19 protein-coding genes and 1 pseudogene are annotated in these 17,835 nt (G+C 72.2%); all 20 read left to right on the forward strand.

The genetic code is table 11. The features are described 5' to 3' along the window. Nucleotides 1–94: 94 nt before the first annotated feature. Nucleotides 95–499: pseudogene (locus ABT354_RS27185) on the forward strand (hypothetical protein); the annotation flags it as partial. A gap of 206 nt (nt 500–705) precedes the next feature. Further along, nucleotides 706–1,143, forward strand: a complete 438-nt coding sequence (rpsP, locus tag ABT354_RS27190; protein ID WP_351498431.1) for a 30S ribosomal protein S16 — start codon at nt 706–708, stop codon at nt 1,141–1,143. Nucleotides 1,144–1,145: 2 nt separating this feature from the next. Then, the gene (locus tag ABT354_RS27195) at nt 1,146–1,385 is read left to right on the forward strand and encodes an RNA-binding protein (RefSeq protein WP_018850017.1); all 240 of its coding nucleotides are present in this window, start codon (nt 1,146–1,148) and stop codon (nt 1,383–1,385) included. Nucleotides 1,386–1,606: 221 nt separating this feature from the next. Beyond that, the gene (gene rimM, locus ABT354_RS27200) at nt 1,607–2,221 is read left to right on the forward strand and encodes a ribosome maturation factor RimM (protein WP_351498434.1); all 615 of its coding nucleotides are present in this window, start codon (nt 1,607–1,609) and stop codon (nt 2,219–2,221) included. Beyond that, nucleotides 2,221–3,042, forward strand: coding sequence for a tRNA (guanosine(37)-N1)-methyltransferase TrmD (gene trmD / locus ABT354_RS27205; RefSeq protein ID WP_351498436.1), 822 nt, complete (start codon nt 2,221–2,223; stop codon nt 3,040–3,042). The genes rimM and trmD overlap by 1 nt, the downstream gene beginning before the upstream one ends. A gap of 130 nt (nt 3,043–3,172) precedes the next feature. Next, nucleotides 3,173–3,523 carry a 50S ribosomal protein L19 gene (gene rplS / locus ABT354_RS27210; RefSeq protein ID WP_323450956.1) on the forward strand — a complete coding sequence of 117 codons (351 nt, stop codon included), beginning with the start codon at nt 3,173–3,175 and terminating at the stop codon, nt 3,521–3,523. Nucleotides 3,524–3,754: 231 nt separating this feature from the next. Then, nucleotides 3,755–4,708 carry a signal peptidase I gene (lepB, locus tag ABT354_RS27215; RefSeq protein ID WP_351498439.1) on the forward strand — a complete coding sequence of 318 codons (954 nt, stop codon included), beginning with the start codon at nt 3,755–3,757 and terminating at the stop codon, nt 4,706–4,708. Next, on the forward strand, nt 4,701–6,140 hold the full coding sequence (gene lepB / locus ABT354_RS27220) for a signal peptidase I (protein ID WP_502983512.1): 1,440 nt from the start codon (nt 4,701–4,703) through the stop codon (nt 6,138–6,140). The genes lepB (ABT354_RS27215) and lepB (ABT354_RS27220) overlap by 8 nt, the downstream gene beginning before the upstream one ends. Continuing rightward, a complete protein-coding gene (gene lepB, locus ABT354_RS27225; RefSeq protein ID WP_351498443.1) occupies nt 6,023–6,871 on the forward strand; it encodes a signal peptidase I in 849 nt (282 codons plus the stop codon). The genes lepB (ABT354_RS27220) and lepB (ABT354_RS27225) overlap by 118 nt, the downstream gene beginning before the upstream one ends. An 88-nt stretch (nt 6,872–6,959) precedes the next feature. Further along, nucleotides 6,960–7,703: a signal peptidase I gene (lepB, locus tag ABT354_RS27230; RefSeq protein WP_351498445.1), complete on the forward strand. Its 744-nt coding sequence runs from the start codon at nt 6,960–6,962 to the stop codon at nt 7,701–7,703. After that, nucleotides 7,690–8,211, forward strand: a complete 522-nt coding sequence (locus ABT354_RS27235; RefSeq protein ID WP_351498448.1) for an NUDIX hydrolase — start codon at nt 7,690–7,692, stop codon at nt 8,209–8,211. The genes lepB (ABT354_RS27230) and ABT354_RS27235 overlap by 14 nt, the downstream gene beginning before the upstream one ends. 57 nt (nt 8,212–8,268) lie before the next feature. Beyond that, nucleotides 8,269–8,577 (forward strand): DUF2469 domain-containing protein, encoded by a 309-nt coding sequence (locus tag ABT354_RS27240; protein ID WP_003962020.1) that lies wholly within the window; start codon nt 8,269–8,271, stop codon nt 8,575–8,577. 83 nt (nt 8,578–8,660) lie between these two features. Then, nucleotides 8,661–9,020 carry a YraN family protein gene (locus ABT354_RS27245; protein WP_351498451.1) on the forward strand — a complete coding sequence of 120 codons (360 nt, stop codon included), beginning with the start codon at nt 8,661–8,663 and terminating at the stop codon, nt 9,018–9,020. A gap of 2 nt (nt 9,021–9,022) precedes the next feature. Continuing rightward, entirely contained in the window at nt 9,023–10,627 is a 1,605-nt protein-coding gene (locus ABT354_RS27250) for a YifB family Mg chelatase-like AAA ATPase (RefSeq protein WP_351498453.1), read from the forward strand. Between the two features lie 143 nt (nt 10,628–10,770). After that, nucleotides 10,771–11,910 carry a DNA-processing protein DprA gene (gene dprA, locus ABT354_RS27255; RefSeq protein ID WP_351498603.1) on the forward strand — a complete coding sequence of 380 codons (1,140 nt, stop codon included), beginning with the start codon at nt 10,771–10,773 and terminating at the stop codon, nt 11,908–11,910. 266 nt (nt 11,911–12,176) lie between these two features. Beyond that, nucleotides 12,177–13,013 carry an RNA polymerase sigma factor WhiG gene (gene whiG, locus ABT354_RS27260; RefSeq protein ID WP_351498455.1) on the forward strand — a complete coding sequence of 279 codons (837 nt, stop codon included), beginning with the start codon at nt 12,177–12,179 and terminating at the stop codon, nt 13,011–13,013. Nucleotides 13,014–13,114: 101 nt separating this feature from the next. Further along, nucleotides 13,115–13,672 (forward strand): TetR/AcrR family transcriptional regulator, encoded by a 558-nt coding sequence (locus ABT354_RS27265; RefSeq protein ID WP_351498605.1) that lies wholly within the window; start codon nt 13,115–13,117, stop codon nt 13,670–13,672. Nucleotides 13,673–14,789: 1,117 nt separating this feature from the next. After that, complete coding sequence (gene rpsB / locus ABT354_RS27275) at nt 14,790–15,707, forward strand: 30S ribosomal protein S2 (protein ID WP_351498457.1); 918 nt, start codon at nt 14,790–14,792, stop codon at nt 15,705–15,707. 171 nt (nt 15,708–15,878) lie between these two features. Continuing rightward, nucleotides 15,879–16,724 (forward strand): translation elongation factor Ts, encoded by an 846-nt coding sequence (tsf, locus tag ABT354_RS27280; protein WP_351498459.1) that lies wholly within the window; start codon nt 15,879–15,881, stop codon nt 16,722–16,724. A 194-nt stretch (nt 16,725–16,918) separates the two neighbouring features. Then, entirely contained in the window at nt 16,919–17,713 is a 795-nt protein-coding gene (pyrH, locus tag ABT354_RS27285; RefSeq protein ID WP_351498461.1) for a UMP kinase, read from the forward strand. Nucleotides 17,714–17,835: the final 122 nt, after the last annotated feature.

The following is a 17,835-nucleotide window of genomic DNA, read 5'->3' on the forward strand; positions in this document are numbered from 1 at the left end:
CCGCTCCCCTTCGGTCTGCCCCTCCCGCCGCCGGCGCCCCCGCCCCCCCGTTCTCCCCCCGCCCCATAGCCTATTCCTCGCTCCCCCCCGCCGGCGAGGTGTCCGGGACACCTCGCGCGCCGGCCGTTATCACAACCGCAGATTCCTGGCGATTGCCGAGGAGATGGGGCTCGACCACGCCGAGGAGCCGCATCCCAGCAGTGGCTTCTCGCTGGTCGCCCTCACACCCGAGGCCAAGCGCCGGTACCGGCCCACCATCGACCGGCTCCAGCGCGCCCTCAAGGCGCACACGGTCGCCACGGCCTCCGACACCAAGCGCTCCTTCCGGGGGCCGGCCGCCCGGCACGGCTCCTCGGGCGGTGGCGTCCGGGTCAAGGCCGTCTGCGACTGCGGTCGCAATGTGCGGGTGGTGCCCTCGGTCCTCGCCCAGGCGCCCATCGTCTGCGGCGGCTGCGGCAAGCCCTTCCGTATCCCCGAGCCGGTCGCCGCTGCGAGCTGACCCCCGGCCCGGCCGCCTGACGGGGGCGGCGCAGGTCCGGGGGAGAGCACGTCATCGGCGTGTGGCACAATGGACAGCTGTACTCGACGGCCGCATAGGACCCCTCTCTCCTCCGGCTGACGCGTCCATCGGGCACCCCGAGTACCGCAACCCCACGTGGCATCTCGTTGTGCCCAACCACGTCAAGACCAGGAGACACCACTTCCGTGGCAGTCAAGATCAAGCTGAAGCGTCTGGGCAAGATCCGTTCGCCTCACTACCGCATCGTCGTCGCCGACTCCCGTACCCGCCGTGACGGCCGGGCCATCGAGGAGATCGGCCTGTACCACCCGGTGCAGAACCCCTCCCGCATCGAGGTCAACGCGGAGCGTGCGCAGTACTGGCTCTCCGTCGGCGCCCAGCCGACCGAGCCCGTGCTGGCCATCCTGAAGCTCACCGGTGACTGGCAGAAGCACAAGGGCCTGCCGGCCCCGGCGCCGCTGCTCGTTGCCGAGCCCAAGGCCGACAAGCGCGCCGCGTTCGACGAGTTCGCCAAGGCCCTTGAGGGCGGCGACGCCAAGGGTGAGGCCATCACTCCGAAGGCGAAGAAGGCCGACAAGAAGGCGGACGACGCGGCTGACGCCGCCGAGTCGACCGAGGCCTGAGCATGCTCGAAGAGGCGCTGGAGCACCTCGTGAAGGGCATCGTCGACAACCCCGACGACGTGCAGGTGGCCTCGCGCAATCTGCGCCGTGGGCGGGTGCTTGAGGTCCGGGTCCACCCCGATGACCTCGGCAAGGTGATCGGCCGTAATGGCCGCACCGCACGTGCCCTGCGGACCGTCGTGGGCGCCATCGGCGGTCGCGGCATCCGTGTCGACCTCGTCGATGTGGACCAGGTCCACTGAGACAGTTGAACACCGGCTCGGGCCGGGGAGGGGCAACAGCCCTCCCCGGCCCGTAGTCGTACCCGCCCCGGAGCCGGGGCGCGTACCGCGGGTTCCCGGTGGCGCCGGCGATCCGGTACGGCCGGAGCCGTGGTGACGGCAGACGGTCCCGGCCGTGGAGCCGCAGTGACGACGGACGGTCCGGCCCGTGGAGCCGCAGTGACGACAGAAGAGAGAGCACCGTGCAGTTGGTAGTGGGCCGGATCGGCCGGGCCCATGGCGTCAAGGGCGAGGTCAGTGTGGAGGTCCGCACGGACGAGCCGGAGCTGCGGCTCGGCCCCGGCGCGGTGCTGCGCACCGACCCCGCCTCCCGGGGACCGCTGACGATCGAGACCGGGCGGGTGCACAGCGGCAGGCTGCTGCTGCGCTTCGTGGGCGTACGGGACCGCAATGGCGCCGAGGCGCTGCGGGAGACCCTGCTCATCGCCGATGTCGACCCCGAGGCGACGCCCGACGGCGACGGCGAGTACTACGACCACCAGCTCATCGACCTCGATGTGGTCACCGTGGACGGCACCGAGGTCGGGCGGATCACCGAGATCAGCCATCTGCCCTCGCAGGACCTGTTCATCGTGGAGCGCCCGGACGGCAGCGAGGTCATGATCCCGTTCGTCACGGAGATCGTCACCGAGGTGGACCTGGAGGAGCAGCGGGCCGTGATCGATCCGCCGCCGGGTCTGATCGACGACCGTGCGGAGATCGCTTCGTCGCGCGACGAGGCCCCGGACTCCGCCGCGCGTGACACCGGCTCCGGTTCCGCCTCCCGTGGCACCGGCACCGGCGAGGGCGATGCCTGATGCGGCTGGACGTTCTCACGATCTTTCCCGAGTATCTGGCGCCGCTGAATGTCTCGCTCGTCGGCAAGGCGTGCGCCCGGGGCGTCCTCGACGTCCGGGTGAGCGATCTGCGGGAGTGGACGTACGACCGGCACAACACCGTGGACGACACCCCGTACGGCGGCGGTCCCGGCATGGTGATGAAGCCCGACCCCTGGGGGGAGGCGCTCGACACCGTCCTCGCCGATGGATACGAGGCCGGGGCGCACACCCCGGCCCTGGTGGTGCCCACTCCCAGCGGCCGGCCCTTCACCCAGGAACTCGCCGTCGAACTCTCCGAGCGGCCCTGGCTGATCTTCGCCCCGGCCCGGTACGAGGGCATCGACCGCCGGGTCATGGACGAGTACGCCACCCGGATGCCGGTGTACGAGGTCTCCATCGGCGACTACGTCCTGGCGGGCGGTGAGGCCCCCGTTCTGGTGATCACCGAGGCGGTCGCCCGGCTGCTGCCGGGGGTGCTGGGCAATGCCGAGTCCCACCGGGACGACTCCTTCGCGCCGGGTGCCATGGCCGATCTGCTGGAGGGGCCCGTCTACACCAAGCCGCCCGTCTGGCGCGGCCGGGCCATTCCGTCGATGCTGACCAGCGGACACCATGGGAAGATCGCCCGCTGGCGCCGGGACGAGGCGCTGGCCCGTACGGCCGAGATGCGGCCCGACCTGATCGAGCGGTGCGACCCCGCCGGGTTCGACAAGAAGGACCGCGAGACCCTCTCGATCCTGGGCTGGGCGCCGGAGCCCGGTGGCCGATTTTGGCGCAGGCCGTCGGTCGTGGAAGAATAGGCCGCTGCCGTACGTCCGGCGTGCGCCCCTGCCGCAGGGGGACACGACGCCCGCTCCGATGTGCAGGCCCCTGAACCTCATCCTCTCTCCCGCTGATGACCTGTGGCATCGGCGAAGAAAGCAGACGAACATGACGCACGTGCTCGACGCCGTCAACTCCGCCTCGCTGCGGACCGACGTCCCGGCCTTCCGTCCCGGTGACACCGTGAACGTCCACGTTCGCGTCATCGAGGGCAACCGCTCCCGTATCCAGCAGTTCAAGGGTGTCGTCATCCGCCGCCAGGGTGCGGGCGTCAGCGAGACCTTCACGGTCCGCAAGGTCTCCTTCTCCGTCGGTGTCGAGCGGACCTTCCCGGTGCACAGCCCGATCTTCGAGAAGATCGAGCTGGTCACCCGTGGTGACGTCCGCCGCGCGAAGCTGTACTACCTCCGTGAGCTGCGCGGCAAGGCCGCGAAGATCAAGGAGAAGCGCGACAACTGAGGTTGTCCCGCTGCCGGTACCCGGTGAGGTACCGACTCCACGAGCCGTCGCTCTCTCCGAGCGGCGGCTCGTCGCGTTGTGTGCCCGGCCCGCCGGGGGCAGGGGCCCGGTGGCGCCGCTCCGCTTCGCGAACGGGGGATGGGTCGTCTCTGTGTGCGACGGCCGATCGGTGGCCGGGGGCCCGCGCGGGTGCCCGGCCGTTCAGCGGGGGCCGCTAGGCTTCGCCCTCGTATGGACACCACAGCGATGAACACCGAGCGTGACGCCGCCGACCCGGCTTCGTCCTCCTCGTCCCTCATGGAGCGTGCGGAACCCGCCGCGCTCACTGACGGTGACGGCGATGGTGAGGGGCAGGGGACGGGTGGTACGGAGGTGTCCTCCGGGGTCGCGCGCTCCTGGCGCCGGCTGCTGCTCCAGGCCGTGGTCGTCACCCTGGGTGTGCTGCTTTTCAGCCGGTTTGTGATCCAGCCCTTCCAGATCCCCAGCGGCTCGATGGAACCCACCCTCCGTACCGGGGACCGGGTCCTCGTCAACAAGCTCGCCTACGGTGACGACGACCCTCCGGCCCGTGGCGATCTGGTGGTCTTTGACGGTGAGGGCTCCTTTGTCCATGGCGGGGCGGCCGACGGGAACCCGGTGAGCGCCGCCGTCAGGAGCGCGCTGACCACCGTGGGGCTCAGGGAGTCCGACGCCAGCGACTTCGTGAAGCGGGTGGTGGGCGTCGGCGGCGACCGGGTGGTCTGCTGCGACCGGGACGGACGGCTCCGGGTGAACGGGGTGGCGGTGGACGAGAGGGAGTATCTGTCGCCCGGCGACGCCCCCTCCGAGGTGCCGTTCGATGTGGTCGTCCCGCCGGGTCGACTGTGGGTGATGGGCGACCACCGCTCCGACTCCCGGGACTCCCGGGATCTGCTGGGCGCCCCGGGTGGTGGCATGGTCCCGGTGGAGCAGGTCATCGGCCGGGTGGACTGGATCGGCTGGCCGATGGGGCGCTGGGACTCGCTGGAACGGACCGAGGCTTTCGACCGGGTCCCTGGGCCGCCGCCCGGTGGACATGTCACGGGTCCCGGCCGCTCCGGCGCTACCCGGGCCCCCGATCAGGGCACTACGCGGGACCCGGGTGCTGCGCGGGACCCGGACCCGGGTGATGTACGGGCCACCGACCCGGGCGGTGCGCATGGGTAGACGCGGACGGCCCCCCGGCCATCGGGCGGATACCCGCCCATCCGCCGGGGGCGGGCCCCGCCCCGCCGGAGGCCCCGCCGATGGACCGGCCGAGGGGCCCGCCGGTGCCGACCGGGGTCCTGGCCGGGTTTCCCACGCCTCCCGGGTGGCGCCGGGACCCGGTGCCGACGGCCCTGTGCCGTCGGGCCGGGCCGAGCGCCGACGCCTCGCCCGCAAGGTCGAGCGCCGCCGGCGCCGGACCGCGCTGCGGGAGATCCCGCTGATGGTCGGGGTGGCCCTGGGGATCGCCCTGCTGCTCAAGACCTTCCTGGTGCAGGCGTTCGTCATCCCCTCGGGCTCGATGGAGAACACCATCCGGGTCCAGGACCGGGTGCTGGTGGACAAGCTGACCCCCTGGTTCGGCGCCGCGCCGGAGCGCGGGGACGTGGTGGTCTTCAGGGACCCCGGCGGCTGGCTCCAGGGGGAGAGCGCCCCCGCCCCGGGCGACGACCCGGTTGGCGTGAAACAGATCAAGCAGGCGCTGACCTTTGTCGGACTGCTTCCCTCCGGCAATCAGCGGGACCTGATCAAGCGCGTGGTCGCGGTCGGCGGCGACACGGTGCGCTGCTGCGGGGCGGACGGACGGGTCAGCGTCAACGGTGTCCCGCTGGACGAGCCGTATCTGAAGCCGGGCGAGGCGCCGTCGACGGTGAGCTTCGAGGTGAAGGTGGCCCCCGGGCGGCTCTTCGTCCTGGGCGACCACCGGTCCCACTCGGCCGACTCCCGCTTCCACCTCGGCGACGGCGACCAGGGGACGATCTCCGAGGACCAGGTGGTGGGACGGGCCGTGGTCATCGCCTGGCCGGTGGGCCACTGGCGCCGGCTGGCGGAGCCGGAGACCTTTGACCCGGTCCCGGCGGTGGACGGGTCGGTGGCCGGAACGGAGCGCTCCACGGCGGCGGCGGGCGGAACGGAGCGGTCCACGGCGGCGGGCGGGTCGGCCGAAGAGGTCCCGCCCCCGGGCCGGAACGGGATCACCCAGGGGTACCCGAGCGGGGACGCGCAGGGGGACCGGAGCGGGGACGCGCGTGGGGATTCGGCTGTGTCGTCACCCGCGTCGCATAGGCTGTCTTCCCAGGATCGCAATGGAATGGTCCTGCTCCCGACCCTTGCGGAACTCCCGCTCGTTATGGGAGTAGTGGGCCTGCTTCTTCTTCGGGGCAGGCGGTTCGCACGGAGTGAGGAGTGGATGTGGGGGACGTGGCGGTCGGCGCACGGTCCGGGCACGAGCAGCCGGAGGACGGGCCCAGGGAGCCCCTCGACTCCTCTTCGGCCGTGCCGGGCGATGTCCCCCCGGGCGGGGAGACCCCCGTCGAGGAAGGGGCCGATGGATCCGACGGGGGCGAGCGGAAGAAGGGACAGCGGTCCTTCTGGAAGGAGCTGCCGCTCCTGATCGGTATCGCGCTGGTGCTGGCGCTGCTGATCAAGACCTTCCTGGTCCAGGCGTTCTCGATTCCCTCGGATTCGATGCAGAACACCCTTCAGCGCGGTGACCGGGTGCTGGTGGACAAGCTGACGCCGTGGTTCGGCTCGGAGCCCGAGCGCGGCGAGGTCGTGGTCTTCCATGACCCGGGCGGCTGGCTGGAGGGTGAGCCCACCCCCGACCCCAACGCTCTCCAGAAGTTCCTCAGCTTTATCGGTCTGATGCCGTCGGCCGAGGAGAAGGACCTGATCAAGCGGGTCATCGCGGTCGGCGGTGACACCGTGGAGTGCCGTAAGGGCGGCCCCGTGAAGGTGAACGGGAAGACGCTGGACGAGCCCTATGTCTTCCCCGGCAACAGCGCCTGTGACGACCAGCCGTTCGGCCCCTTCAAGGTGCCCGACGACAAGCTCTGGGTGATGGGCGACCACCGGCAGAACTCCCGCGACTCCCGCTACCACATGGAGGATGTCAACGGCGGCTTCGTTCCGGTCGACAAGGTCGTGGGCCGTGCCGTCGTCATCGCCTGGCCGGTCGACCGCTGGACGACCCTCTCCGTCCCCGACACCTACGACCAGCCCGGCCTGAACGCGGCGGCGTCGGTCGCGGTCTCCTCCGCACCGCTGGCCATGGGTGCCCTGGGCGCGCTGCCGCTGGTGCTCTGGCGGCGCAAGCGGCTGACCGCCGGGGGCACCGCCCGATAGGGTTCCGTCCCGGATCGTGGCACTCCGGCCCCCCGCGCGATCCGCGCCGGGGGCCGGCTGCCGTATCTCCGAGGGGTGGGAGCGCGGGATGGGAACGGAACGCGGGAGCGGCGGCCGGCTCGGCAGGAAGCTGTCCGGGGTGGCCGTGGCCGTCGGCTGTCTGCTGTTTCTCGGCGGATTCGCCTGGGGTGCGCTGGTCTACCGGCCGTACGCCGTGCCCACCGACTCCATGTACCCGACCGTCCGGCCGGGCGACCGGGTGCTGGCCGAGCGCATCGACGGCGCCGAGGCCCGGCGCGGGGACATCGTGGTCTTCGAGGACGGGCAGTGGGGCGGCGGGCCGATGCTGAAGCGGGTGGTCGGGGTCGGCGGGGACACCGTCTCCTGCTGTGGTGAGGGCGGTCGGCTGACGGTCAACGGGCGCCCGGTCGAGGAGCCCTATCTCTCCCGCTCCACGGGACAGGGGACGTCCGAGACCTTCACCGCGAAGGTCCCCGAGGGCCGGCTCTTCCTGCTGGGGGACGAACGGATGGGGTCCCTGGACTCCCGTTCGCACCTCCAGGAGGCGGGCGGCGGCTCGGTGCCGGGCTCGGCGGTACGGGGGCGGCTCGACGCCTTCGCCTGGCCGTTGACCGGGGGGACGATCGAGCGCCCCGAGGGCTTCGCCGCGCTGCCGGGGGGTGTCTCCGAGCCGGGCCCGATCCGGCTGATCACGCTCGCGGTGGCCGCCGGGGCGGTTCTGATCATCGGCGGCGCGGCCCATGGTCCGCTCACCGCCCGCCGCCGGGCGGGCGCGGGGGCCGGAAGGACGGTCGCGGGTGCCGGGGCCTGAGCGTCCGGCGGCACCGGGGCCCCTGACCCCGCTGCGTCCGGTCGCCCGGGTGGTGCTGCTCGATCCCCGGGACCGCATCCTGCTGATGCACGGCTTCGAACCGGGTGCCCCGGACGACGACTGGTGGTTCACCCCCGGGGGAGGGGTGGAGGGCGCCGAGACCCGGCAGGAGGCCGCGCTGCGGGAGCTGGCCGAGGAGACCGGGATCACCGAGGTCGAACTCGGCCCGGTGATCTGGCAGCGGATCTGCTCCTTTCCCTTCGACGGCCGCCGCTGGTACCAGGACGAGTGGTACTTCCTGGCCCGTACGGAACGGACCGCCGTCGCCCCGCGCGCCCTGACCGAGCTGGAGCGGCGCAGTGTCTCCGGGCTCAGATGGTGGACTTCCGCCGAACTGTCCGCCGCGCGTGAGACGGTGTACCCGACCAAGCTCGCCGGGCTGTTGCGCACACTGCTCGACGAGGGCCCTCCGAGCATGCCCGTGGTCCTCGCTCCGGAAATCGTCTAGGAGCGGGAGCACCGGGCGCACCATGAGGGGGGACGCACGGCTGAAGGGGAACAAGTCATGAGCGCCGAGGACCTCGAAAAGTACGAGACCGAGATGGAGCTGAAGCTCTACCGGGAGTACCGCGACGTCGTCGGACTGTTCAAGTACGTGATCGAGACCGAGCGTCGTTTCTATCTCACCAATGACTACGAGATGCAGGTCCACTCGGTCCAGGGTGAGGTGTTCTTCGAGGTCACGATGGCGGATGCCTGGGTCTGGGACATGTATAGACCGGCCCGGTTCGTCAAGCAGGTCCGCGTTCTCACCTTCAAGGATGTGAACATCGAGGAGTTGAGCAAGAGCGATCTCGAACTTCCGGGTGGCTGAGTTGTCCACAGGCCGGAGGTTGTCCACAGAGATCCACGGCCGAGGGCATCACCCGTCATCGTCGGTACCGGAGGTGGTGCCGGATGAACACGACGGGGGCACTGGGACGGTACGGCGAGGAGCTGGCGGCGCGGCTGCTGGCCGCGTCGGGGATGACGGTTCTGGCGAGGAACTGGCGGTACGGCCGGGCGGGTGAGATCGACATCGTCGCCCGGGACGGCGACACCGTCGTGGTCTGCGAGGTCAAGACCCGCAGAGCGGGCCGGTTCGAGCATCCGATGGCGGCGGTCACCCCCGCCAAGGCGGAGCGGCTGCGGCATCTCGCCGCCTGCTGGCTGGAGCGCGAGGGCGCCCCGCCGGGCGGGGTGCGGATCGACCTGGTGGGGGTGGTGCTGCCCCACCGGGGCGCGCCCCGGGTCGAGCATGTCCGGGGGGTGGTCTGACGATGTTCGCCCGTACCTGTTCGGTGGCCCTGGTCGGCGTCGAGGGCGTGGTGGTCGAGGTCCAGGCCGACCTGGAGCGCGGCGTCGCCGCCTTCACCCTGGTCGGCCTCCCCGACAAGAGCCTGGTGGAGAGCCGGGACCGGGTCAGGGCCGCCCTGGTCAACTCGGGTGCCGAGTGGCCGCAGAAGAAGCTCACCGTCGGGCTCAGCCCCGCCTCCGTGCCCAAAGGGGGCAGCGGATTCGATCTCGCTGTCGCTGTTGCCGTTCTCGGCGCGGCCGAGCGGATCGACCCGGCCGCCATCGCCGATCTGGTCCTCATCGGGGAGCTGGGCCTGGACGGGCGGGTCCGGCCGGTGCGCGGAGTGCTGCCCGCCGTGCTCGCCGCTGCGGCGGCCGGATACCGCCAGGTGGTGGTGCCGGAGCAGACCGCCGGGGAGGCCGCCCTGGTCCCCGGGGTCTCCGTCCTCGGGGTGCGCAGCCTGCGGCAGCTGATCGCCGTGCTCACCGATGAGCCCGTCCCGGACGAGGAGCCGCTCCCCGAGGGCGCCCCCGATCCGATGCTCGCGGGGCTCGCGGTGCCCGGCGCCGGGGTCGGCACCGGTCTGGCCCCCACCGCGCTGCCGGGCGGCCCGGACCTCGCCGATGTCGCCGGCCAGCGGATGCCCCGCGCGGCCCTGGAGATCGCCGCCGCCGGGGCCCACCATCTGATGCTCCACGGCCCGCCGGGGGCCGGGAAGACGATGCTGGCGGAGCGGCTGCCCGGCGTGCTGCCGCCGCTGACCCGGCAGGAGGCGTTGGAGGTCACGGCCGTCCACTCGGTCGCGGGCATCCTGCCGCCCGGCCAGCCCCTGGTCGGCACCCCGCCCTACTGCGCCCCGCACCACTCGGCCACCATGCCCTCCCTGGTCGGCGGCGGCAATGGACTGCCCCGGCCCGGTGCGGTCTCCCTCGCCCACCGGGGGGTCCTTTTTCTGGACGAGACCCCCGAGTTCGCGGCCAAGGTCCTGGACGCCCTGCGGCAACCGCTGGAGGCGGGCCATGTGGTGGTCGCCCGCAGCGGCGGAGTGGTCCGGCTCCCGGCCCGCTTTCTGCTGGTCCTCGCGGCCAACCCCTGCCCCTGCGGACGGCACGCCCTGCACGGCGGAGGGTGCGAGTGCCCGCCCTCGGTGATCCGGCGCTACCAGGCCCGGCTCTCCGGGCCGCTGCTCGACCGGGTGGACCTGCGGGTCCGGGTGGAGCCCGTCCAGCGGGCGGAGCTGCTGGGGCGGGGCGGGTCCGGCGAGCCCACGGCCATGGTCGCCGCCCGGGTCCGGGCCGCCCGGGAGCGCGCCGCCGACCGGCTGCGCGACACCCCCTGGACCGTCAACAGCGAAGTGCCCGGCCATGAGCTGCGCACCCGCTGGCCCGTCACCCCCGGGGCGCTCGCCGCCGCCGAGCGGGACCTGGAGCGCGGTCTGCTCACCGCCCGGGGGCTCGACCGGGTGCTCCGGGTCGCCTGGACCGTGGCCGACCTCGCGGGTCACGACCGGCCGCGCACCGAGGACCTCGCCCTCGCCCTGGAGCTGCGCACCGGGGTCGCCCGGGGTGCCCTCCCCACCGGGTCATGACCCCCGCCGAGGGGCGGGGCGACCGGGGCGGCGGGCCCACCGGGTCCGGCGGCGGGCGCCCCGGTACGGAATCGGTGACGGGGCACGGCGGCCAAGGGGGAGCGGGCATGGACGACGGTGAGCGCACGCACGAGGACGGTCGTATGGACGAGGACGACCGCCTCGCCCGCGCCGCCCTGACCCGGGTGGTCGAGCCGGGAGACGAGTGCGCCGGGCGCTGGCTGCGCGAGCTGGGCGCGCGGGAGGTGCTGGCCCGGCTCACCGGCCCGGAGTCCGCCGCCCTGCCGCCGGGCGCCGGACCGCGCCGGATCGCCCGCTGGCGGGCCCGCGCCCGCGCCGCCGACCCGCACCGCGATCTGGCCGCCGTCACCGGGGCCGGGGGCCGGTTCATCTGTCCGGGCGACGCGGAGTGGCCCACCCAGCTCGACGCCCTCGGCGACGGGGTCCCCCTCGGCCTCTGGGTGCGCGGCGGCCCCGATCTGCGGGCCTGGGCCCTGCGCTCGGTCGCCGTCGTCGGCGCCCGTGCCTGTACGCCCTATGGCGCCCATATGGCCACCGCTCTCGCCACCGGACTCGCCGAGCTGGGCTGGATCGTGGTCTCCGGCGGAGCCTTCGGTGTCGACGGCGCGGCCCATCGGGGCGCCCTCGCCACCGACGGGGCCACCGTCGCGGTCCTCGCCTGCGGGGTGGATGTGCCCTACCCCCGGGGCCATGCCCGGCTGCTCGACCGGATCGCCGCACAGGGGCTGCTCGTCGGGGAGCTGCCGCCCGGCGACCACCCCACGGCGCCCCGCTTCGTCCTCCGCAACCGCGTCATCGCCGCCCTCACCCGGGGCACCGTCGTGGTGGAGGCCGCCCACCGCAGCGGAGCCCTGGTCACCGCGCGCCGCGCCCAGCGGCTCGCCCGTCCGGTGATGGGGGTTCCCGGGCCCGCCACCAGCGCGCTCTCCGCCGGGGTGCACGATCTTCTGCGCGAGGGTGCCGTGCTGGTCACCGACGCCGACGAAGTGGCCGAGCTGATCGGGGAGATGGGGGAGCTGGCCCCCCGCCGCCGGGGGCCGGTGGTCCCCCGCGATCTGCTGGACCCGCTCGCCCGGCAGCTGCTGGAGACCCTGCCCGCCCGGGGCGCGCTTCCCCTGCCGCGACTCGCCCGGGAGACGGGAGCCGGTCCCGACACCGTCCTCGGCAAGCTGTACGAACTGCACGCGCTGGGGTTCGTCGAACGGGACGGCGACACATGGCGGTTGACGCCCTCGGCGATCCGGTCGCACGGTCGCCGTTGAGGCGGGTGATGAACTGGAGCATTCGGGTGAAAAGGTGTCGGCCGCGCACCCCGCGCGGCCGGCCGGGGCGACCCGCGCGATCCCCGCGGGACTCCCCGGGGCCCTTGCGCGGGAGCGTGCGACGGCGCCGTCCCCGTACCGGGGTGTTCGCCCGGCCTTCGCCCACAGCGACCGTGCAGTCACGCTACGCTCACCATCCCATGGCCCAGACGCCTGTCCGCTCCCCTCCCCGACGTCCCTCACGGTAGAACGGCTCAAGGCAACGCATGCCCCAGCACACCTCCGGGTCTGATCGCGCGGCAGCGCCCCCCGCTGCCCCTGGCGCCGTGCGTCCCCCCGCTCCCACCTCGCTCGACGAGCTGTGGCGCGCCTACAAGACCTCCGGGGACGAACGGCTGCGCGAGCAGCTGATCCTGCACTACTCACCCCTGGTGAAGTATGTGGCGGGCCGGGTGAGCGTCGGGCTTCCGTCCAATGTGGAGCAGGCCGACTTTGTCTCCTCCGGGGTCTTCGGACTGATCGACGCCATCGAGAAGTTCGATGTCGAACGGTCGATCAAGTTCGAGACCTACGCCATCACCCGGATCCGGGGCGCGATGATCGACGAACTGCGCGCACTGGACTGGATCCCCCGCTCCGTGCGGCAGAAGGCCCGCGCGGTGGAGCGCGCCTACGCCACCCTGGAGGCCCAGCTCAGACGGACCCCCTCGGAGGGCGAGGTGGCCGCCGAGATGGGGATCGCGGTGGAGGAACTGCACGCGGTCTTCAGCCAGTTGTCCCTCGCCAATGTGGTCGCCCTGGAGGAGCTGCTGCATGTCGGCGGCGAGGGCGGGGACCGGCTCAGTCTGATGGACACCCTGGAGGACACCGCCGCCGACGACCCCGTCGAGGTGGCCGAGGGCCGCGAGCTGCGCCGGCTGCTGGCCCGCGCCATCAATACCCTCCCCGACCGCGAGAAGACCGTCGTCACGCTCTACTACTACGAGGGGCTGACCCTCGCCGAGATCGGCAATGTCCTGGGGGTCACGGAGAGCCGGGTCAGCCAGATCCACACCAAGTCGGTGCTCCAGCTACGGGCCAAACTCGCCGATGTCGGACGCTGAGCCCGAAGCCGGGCGCGCCACCGGATGTTGGGCCACAACCGTGGCCGGGCAGGCCATGGCATCCGTAAAGTGGAGACGTGCCCAGGATTCGAGCGGCCTCCGTGGCCGAGCACCGGACCATGCAGCGCGACGCCCTGCTCGACGCCGCGCGCTCCCTGCTGTCCGACGGCGGCACGGAGGCGCTGACCTTCCCCGCCCTCGCCGAGCGCACCGGCCTCGCCCGGTCATCGGTGTACGAGTACTTCCGCTCCCGGGCGGCGGTGGTCGAGGAGCTGTGCGCCGTCGACTTCCCCGTCTGGGCGGCCGAGGTGGAGGCCGCCATGGAGCGGTCGGACACCCCGGACGCCAAGGTCGAGGCGTATGTCCGCTGCCAGCTGGAGCTGGTGGGTGACCGGCGGCACCGTGCGGTGGTCGCCATATCCGCCAGTGAGCTGGACGCCGGGGCCCGGGAGAAGATCCGTGCCGCCCATGGCGGGCTGATCGCCATGATCGTGGAGGCCCTGGCGGAGCTGGGGCACGAGCAGCCCCGGCTGGCCGCGATGCTCCTCCAGGGAGTGGTGGACGCGGCGGTCCGCCGGATCGAGCTGGGGGCCGCCGAGGACCCCGGATCCATCGCCGACGCGGCCGTCTCCATGGCCCTCCGGGGTGTCCTGGCCTGACCCGCTCCCGGCGCCGGGCCGCCGGAGCGCCGGCCGGGGGCCCTCCCGCCGTGAGCGGCAGCAGCCGGGAGGGCCCGCCCCGCAGCAGCTCCGGCGGCAGCAGCGACAGCGGGTCCAGATACACCCGGCCCCGCAGCAGCCCCCAGTGCAGACAGCCCGTGACGCAGTGCGAGCGGCCCTCGGCCACCCGGGCCACCGGGTCGCCCGCCGCCACCCGCGAGCCCACCGGCAGTGCCGGGGTCACCGGCTCATAGGTGATCCGCAAGGGCTCCTCCGCCCCCGTCGCCGACCGGGGCCCCGCACCCGGCCGCGTACCGGCTCCCGTGCCGGGCCCCTCCCCGTGCCCTCCGAGGGTGAGGGTGAGCACCCCGCGCCCGCCCACCGGCCCCGCGAAGGCGATCCGGCCCCCGGCCGCCGCCCGGACCACCGTCCCCGGCGGCGCCAGGAGGTCCACCCCGCGATGGCCGGGGCCGTACGGCGACGACGGTGGCTCCCAGCCCCGCACCACCCGGGGCCGGCCCGGCCCCACCGGCCATACCGCGCCCCGCTCCCGTAACCCCCGCACATCCCCCGGCACGGCGGCGGGCGGCCCCGCCCCGCCGTACCCCGCGGGGGGTCCGGGAGGCTGTCCCACAGCCGGGGAGAGGGTCATCAGCGGCGTCACCACCAGCGCCACCAGCAGGGCCGTCGCGAGGGCCGCCACCGGAGCGGCCCGGCCCCGCACGCCCCGACGGCGTACCGCCCGGCCCGCCGCTCGTACCGCCCGGGCCCCTGCCCGTACCGCCCGGAGTGGCGCTCGTACCGCCGCCCGTCCCGCCAGTCCTGCCCGGGGTCCCGCACCACGCGAAAGATCCATGGCACCGACCGTGCACCATCGGACCCCCGGCGTGCGGATCATGCTCCCGATCTGTGGATGAAGGGCCGCTTGTGGACATCGCCGTCACCCGCAGCCGTGATGGTCCCGTACACTTCTTCTGGCGGCCCGGGTCACCGGGTCGACTTCGCACGCCCCGCCACCGTTCACCTTTCAGGGTGTGGTGGCCGCGCTCCTCGGTCCTCAGTGGCACGGCGCGTTCGGGGCGTCAGGACACAACCGAGAACTCAAGGAGATACGGCCATGGCCGTCGTCACGATGCGGGAGCTGCTGGAAAGCGGCGTCCACTTCGGTCACCAGACCCGTCGCTGGAACCCGAAGATGAAGCGCTTCATCTTCACCGAGCGCAACGGCATCTACATCATCGACCTGCTCCAGTCGCTGTCGTACATCGACCGCGCCTACGAGTTCGTCAAGGAGACCGTCGCGCACGGCGGCTCCATCATGTTCGTCGGCACCAAGAAGCAGGCCCAGGAGGCCATCGCCGAGCAGGCCACGCGCGTGGGCATGCCCTACGTCAACCAGCGCTGGCTCGGCGGCATGCTGACCAACTTCTCCACGGTCTACAAGCGCCTGCAGCGCCTCAAGGAGCTTGAGCAGATCGACTTCGAGGATGTGGCCGCCTCCGGCCTCACCAAGAAGGAGCTGCTGGTCCTCTCCCGCGAGAAGGCCAAGCTGGAGAAGACCCTCGGCGGCATCCGCGAGATGCAGAAGGTGCCGAGCGCTGTCTGGATCGTCGACACCAAGAAGGAGCACATCGCCGTCGGTGAGGCGCGCAAGCTCCACATCCCGGTCGTCGCGATCCTCGACACCAACTGCGACCCCGACGAGGTCGACTACAAGATCCCGGGCAACGACGACGCGATCCGCTCCGTCACCCTGCTCACCCGCGTGATCGCCGACGCCGTCGCCGAGGGCCTCATCGCCCGCTCCGGCGTCGCCACCGGTGACTCCAAGCCGGGTGACAAGGCCGCCGGCGAGCCCCTCGCCGAGTGGGAGCGCGACCTGCTCGAGGGCGACAAGAAGGCCGACGCCGAGAAGCCCGCCGAGGCCGTCGAGGCCGCTGAGGCCGAGGTCGAGGCTCCGGCCGCTGAGGCCCCCGCCGCCGAGGCCCCGGCCGTCGAGGCCGAGCAGCCCGCCGCGGACGCCGAGCAGGCCTGACCGCCCGCACAGCTTCGGTAGGTGAACGGCGGGGGACGGTGACACACGCACCGGCCCCCGCCGCTCACCCGTCGATCTGCGCCAGACTGTCGTGGGACGGCACTCCTGCCCCACGACCGCATCCGGCGACAGATCTTCGACTTTCGACTTTTCGAGAAGAGATTCAAGGACATGGCGAACTACACCGCTGCTGACGTCAAGAAGCTCCGCGAGCTCACCGGCGCCGGCATGATGGACTGCAAGAAGGCGCTGGACGAGGCCGATGGCAACGTCGAGAAGGCCGTCGAGCTGCTGCGCGTCAAGGGTCAGAAGGGCGTCGCCAAGCGCGAGGGCCGTGACGCCAGCAACGGCGCCGTCGTCGCGCTGATCTCCGAGGACAAGACCTCCGGCGTGCTGCTGGAGCTCAAGTGCGAGACCGACTTCGTCGCCAAGAGCCCGAAGTTCGTCGCCGTCGCCGACCAGCTGGCCGCGCATGTCGCCGCCATCTCCCCGGCCGACATCGCCGCGCTGCTCGCCTCCGAGATCGAGGCCGGCAAGACCGTCCAGGCGTTCGTGGACGAGGCCAACGCCAACCTGGGCGAGAAGATCGTTCTCGACCGCTTCGCGCAGTTCACCGGCGGTTACGTCGGCGTCTACCTGCACCGCACCATGCCTGACCTGCCCCCGCAGGTCGGCGTGCTGGTGGAGCTGGACAAGGGTGGCGACGACGCCGCCCTCACCGGCAAGGACGTCGCCCAGCACATCGCCGCCTTCGCGCCGACCTACCTCACCCGTGAGGAGGTCCCGGCCGAGATCGTGGAGAACGAGCGTCGTCTCGCCGAGGCCACCTCGCGCGAGGAGGGCAAGCCCGAGGCCGCCCTGCCGAAGATCGTCGAGGGTCGGCTCAACGGCTTCTTCAAGGAGGTCACCCTTCTTGACCAGCCGTTCGCCAAGGACAACAAGAAGTCCGTCAAGAAGATTCTTGACGAGGCCGGTGTCGAGCTGAAGCGTTTCGCGCGCATCCGCGTCGGCGCCTGAGCGAGTACGGCGAGTAAGCGATCGAGCCGGGAGCCCGCTAGGGTTTCTCACGCTGTCAGTGGCCGTGTGTGCCCCGTGGCACCGCGACGCTGAGGCGCCGGACGACCGCAGATCTGACGAGGAGGCCATTGTCGGCAGGGACACCAGCACCCGAGCCGCAATGGCCTTCTTCGTATGTGCACGAGGAGATCTCCATGAACAAGGGCGCGGACGCCATCAAGGCTGCCGGCGACAACAGCGACCACGACGGGAAGCATGACGTGAAGAAGGCCGGGCGCTTCATGCTGAAGCTCTCCGGTGAGGCGTTCTCCGGCGGCGGAGGGCTCGGCGTCGACCCCGATGTCGTCCACGCCATCGCCCGCGAGATCGCCGCGGTCGTCCGTGACGGTGCCGAGATCGCCGTGGTCATCGGTGGCGGCAACTTCTTCCGCGGCGCCGAACTCCAGGTCCGCGGCATGGACCGGGCCCGCTCCGACTACATGGGCATGCTCGGCACCGTGATGAACTGCCTCGCCCTCCAGGACTTCCTGGAGAAGGAGGGCATCGACTCCCGGGTCCAGACCGCGATCACGATGGCCCAGGTCGCGGAGCCCTATATCCCGCTGCGCGCCGTGCGCCATCTGGAGAAGGGCCGCGTCGTGATCTTCGGCGCGGGTATGGGCATGCCCTACTTCTCCACCGACACCACGGCCGCCCAGCGTGCCCTGGAGATCGAGGCCGAGGCCCTGCTGATGGGCAAGAACGGTGTCGACGGGGTCTATGACTCCGACCCGAAGGCCAACCCGGACGCGGTGAAGTTCGACGCGCTGGAGTACGGCGAGGTACTGGCGCGGAACCTGAAGGTCGCCGACGCCACCGCCATCACCCTCTGCCGGGACAACGCGCTGCCGATCCTCGTCTTCGAACTTCTCGCCGAGGGCAATATCGCCCGCGCCGTCAAGGGTGAGAAGATCGGCACGCTGGTGAGTGACGAGGGCACCCGGTCCTGATACCGGGACATCTCCGGACGTCCGCTCCTCGCGGCCGTCCGGGGATGGACAAAATCCTGCCGGTCGGACACCGTGCAGGAAAGACGCGACAGGGTTCCTCCAGGTCCGGGCCTTCCCCCCGC

This window comes from Streptomyces sp. NPDC000594 (assembly GCF_040299965.1).
Classification (GTDB): domain Bacteria; phylum Actinomycetota; class Actinomycetes; order Streptomycetales; family Streptomycetaceae; genus Streptomyces.

Coding starts and splice junctions, on each gene's coding strand:
- ABT354_RS27245 (WP_351498451.1), top strand. CDS start 8,661: ATGAACACGACGGGGGCACTGGGACGGTACGGCGAGGAGCTGGCGGCG.
- whiG (WP_351498455.1), top strand. CDS start 12,177: ATGCCCCAGCACACCTCCGGGTCTGATCGCGCGGCAGCGCCCCCCGCT.
- rplS (WP_323450956.1), top strand. CDS start 3,173: ATGACGCACGTGCTCGACGCCGTCAACTCCGCCTCGCTGCGGACCGAC.
- dprA (WP_351498603.1), top strand. CDS start 10,771: ATGGACGAGGACGACCGCCTCGCCCGCGCCGCCCTGACCCGGGTGGTC.
- rpsB (WP_351498457.1), top strand. CDS start 14,790: ATGGCCGTCGTCACGATGCGGGAGCTGCTGGAAAGCGGCGTCCACTTC.
- ABT354_RS27250 (WP_351498453.1), top strand. CDS start 9,023: ATGTTCGCCCGTACCTGTTCGGTGGCCCTGGTCGGCGTCGAGGGCGTG.
- ABT354_RS27240 (WP_003962020.1), top strand. CDS start 8,269: ATGAGCGCCGAGGACCTCGAAAAGTACGAGACCGAGATGGAGCTGAAG.
- pyrH (WP_351498461.1), top strand. CDS start 16,919: ATGAACAAGGGCGCGGACGCCATCAAGGCTGCCGGCGACAACAGCGAC.
- lepB (WP_351498439.1), top strand. CDS start 3,755: ATGGACACCACAGCGATGAACACCGAGCGTGACGCCGCCGACCCGGCT.
- lepB (WP_351498445.1), top strand. CDS start 6,960: ATGGGAACGGAACGCGGGAGCGGCGGCCGGCTCGGCAGGAAGCTGTCC.
- tsf (WP_351498459.1), top strand. CDS start 15,879: ATGGCGAACTACACCGCTGCTGACGTCAAGAAGCTCCGCGAGCTCACC.
- ABT354_RS27195 (WP_018850017.1), top strand. CDS start 1,146: ATGCTCGAAGAGGCGCTGGAGCACCTCGTGAAGGGCATCGTCGACAAC.
- lepB (WP_502983512.1), top strand. CDS start 4,701: ATGGGTAGACGCGGACGGCCCCCCGGCCATCGGGCGGATACCCGCCCA.
- trmD (WP_351498436.1), top strand. CDS start 2,221: ATGCGGCTGGACGTTCTCACGATCTTTCCCGAGTATCTGGCGCCGCTG.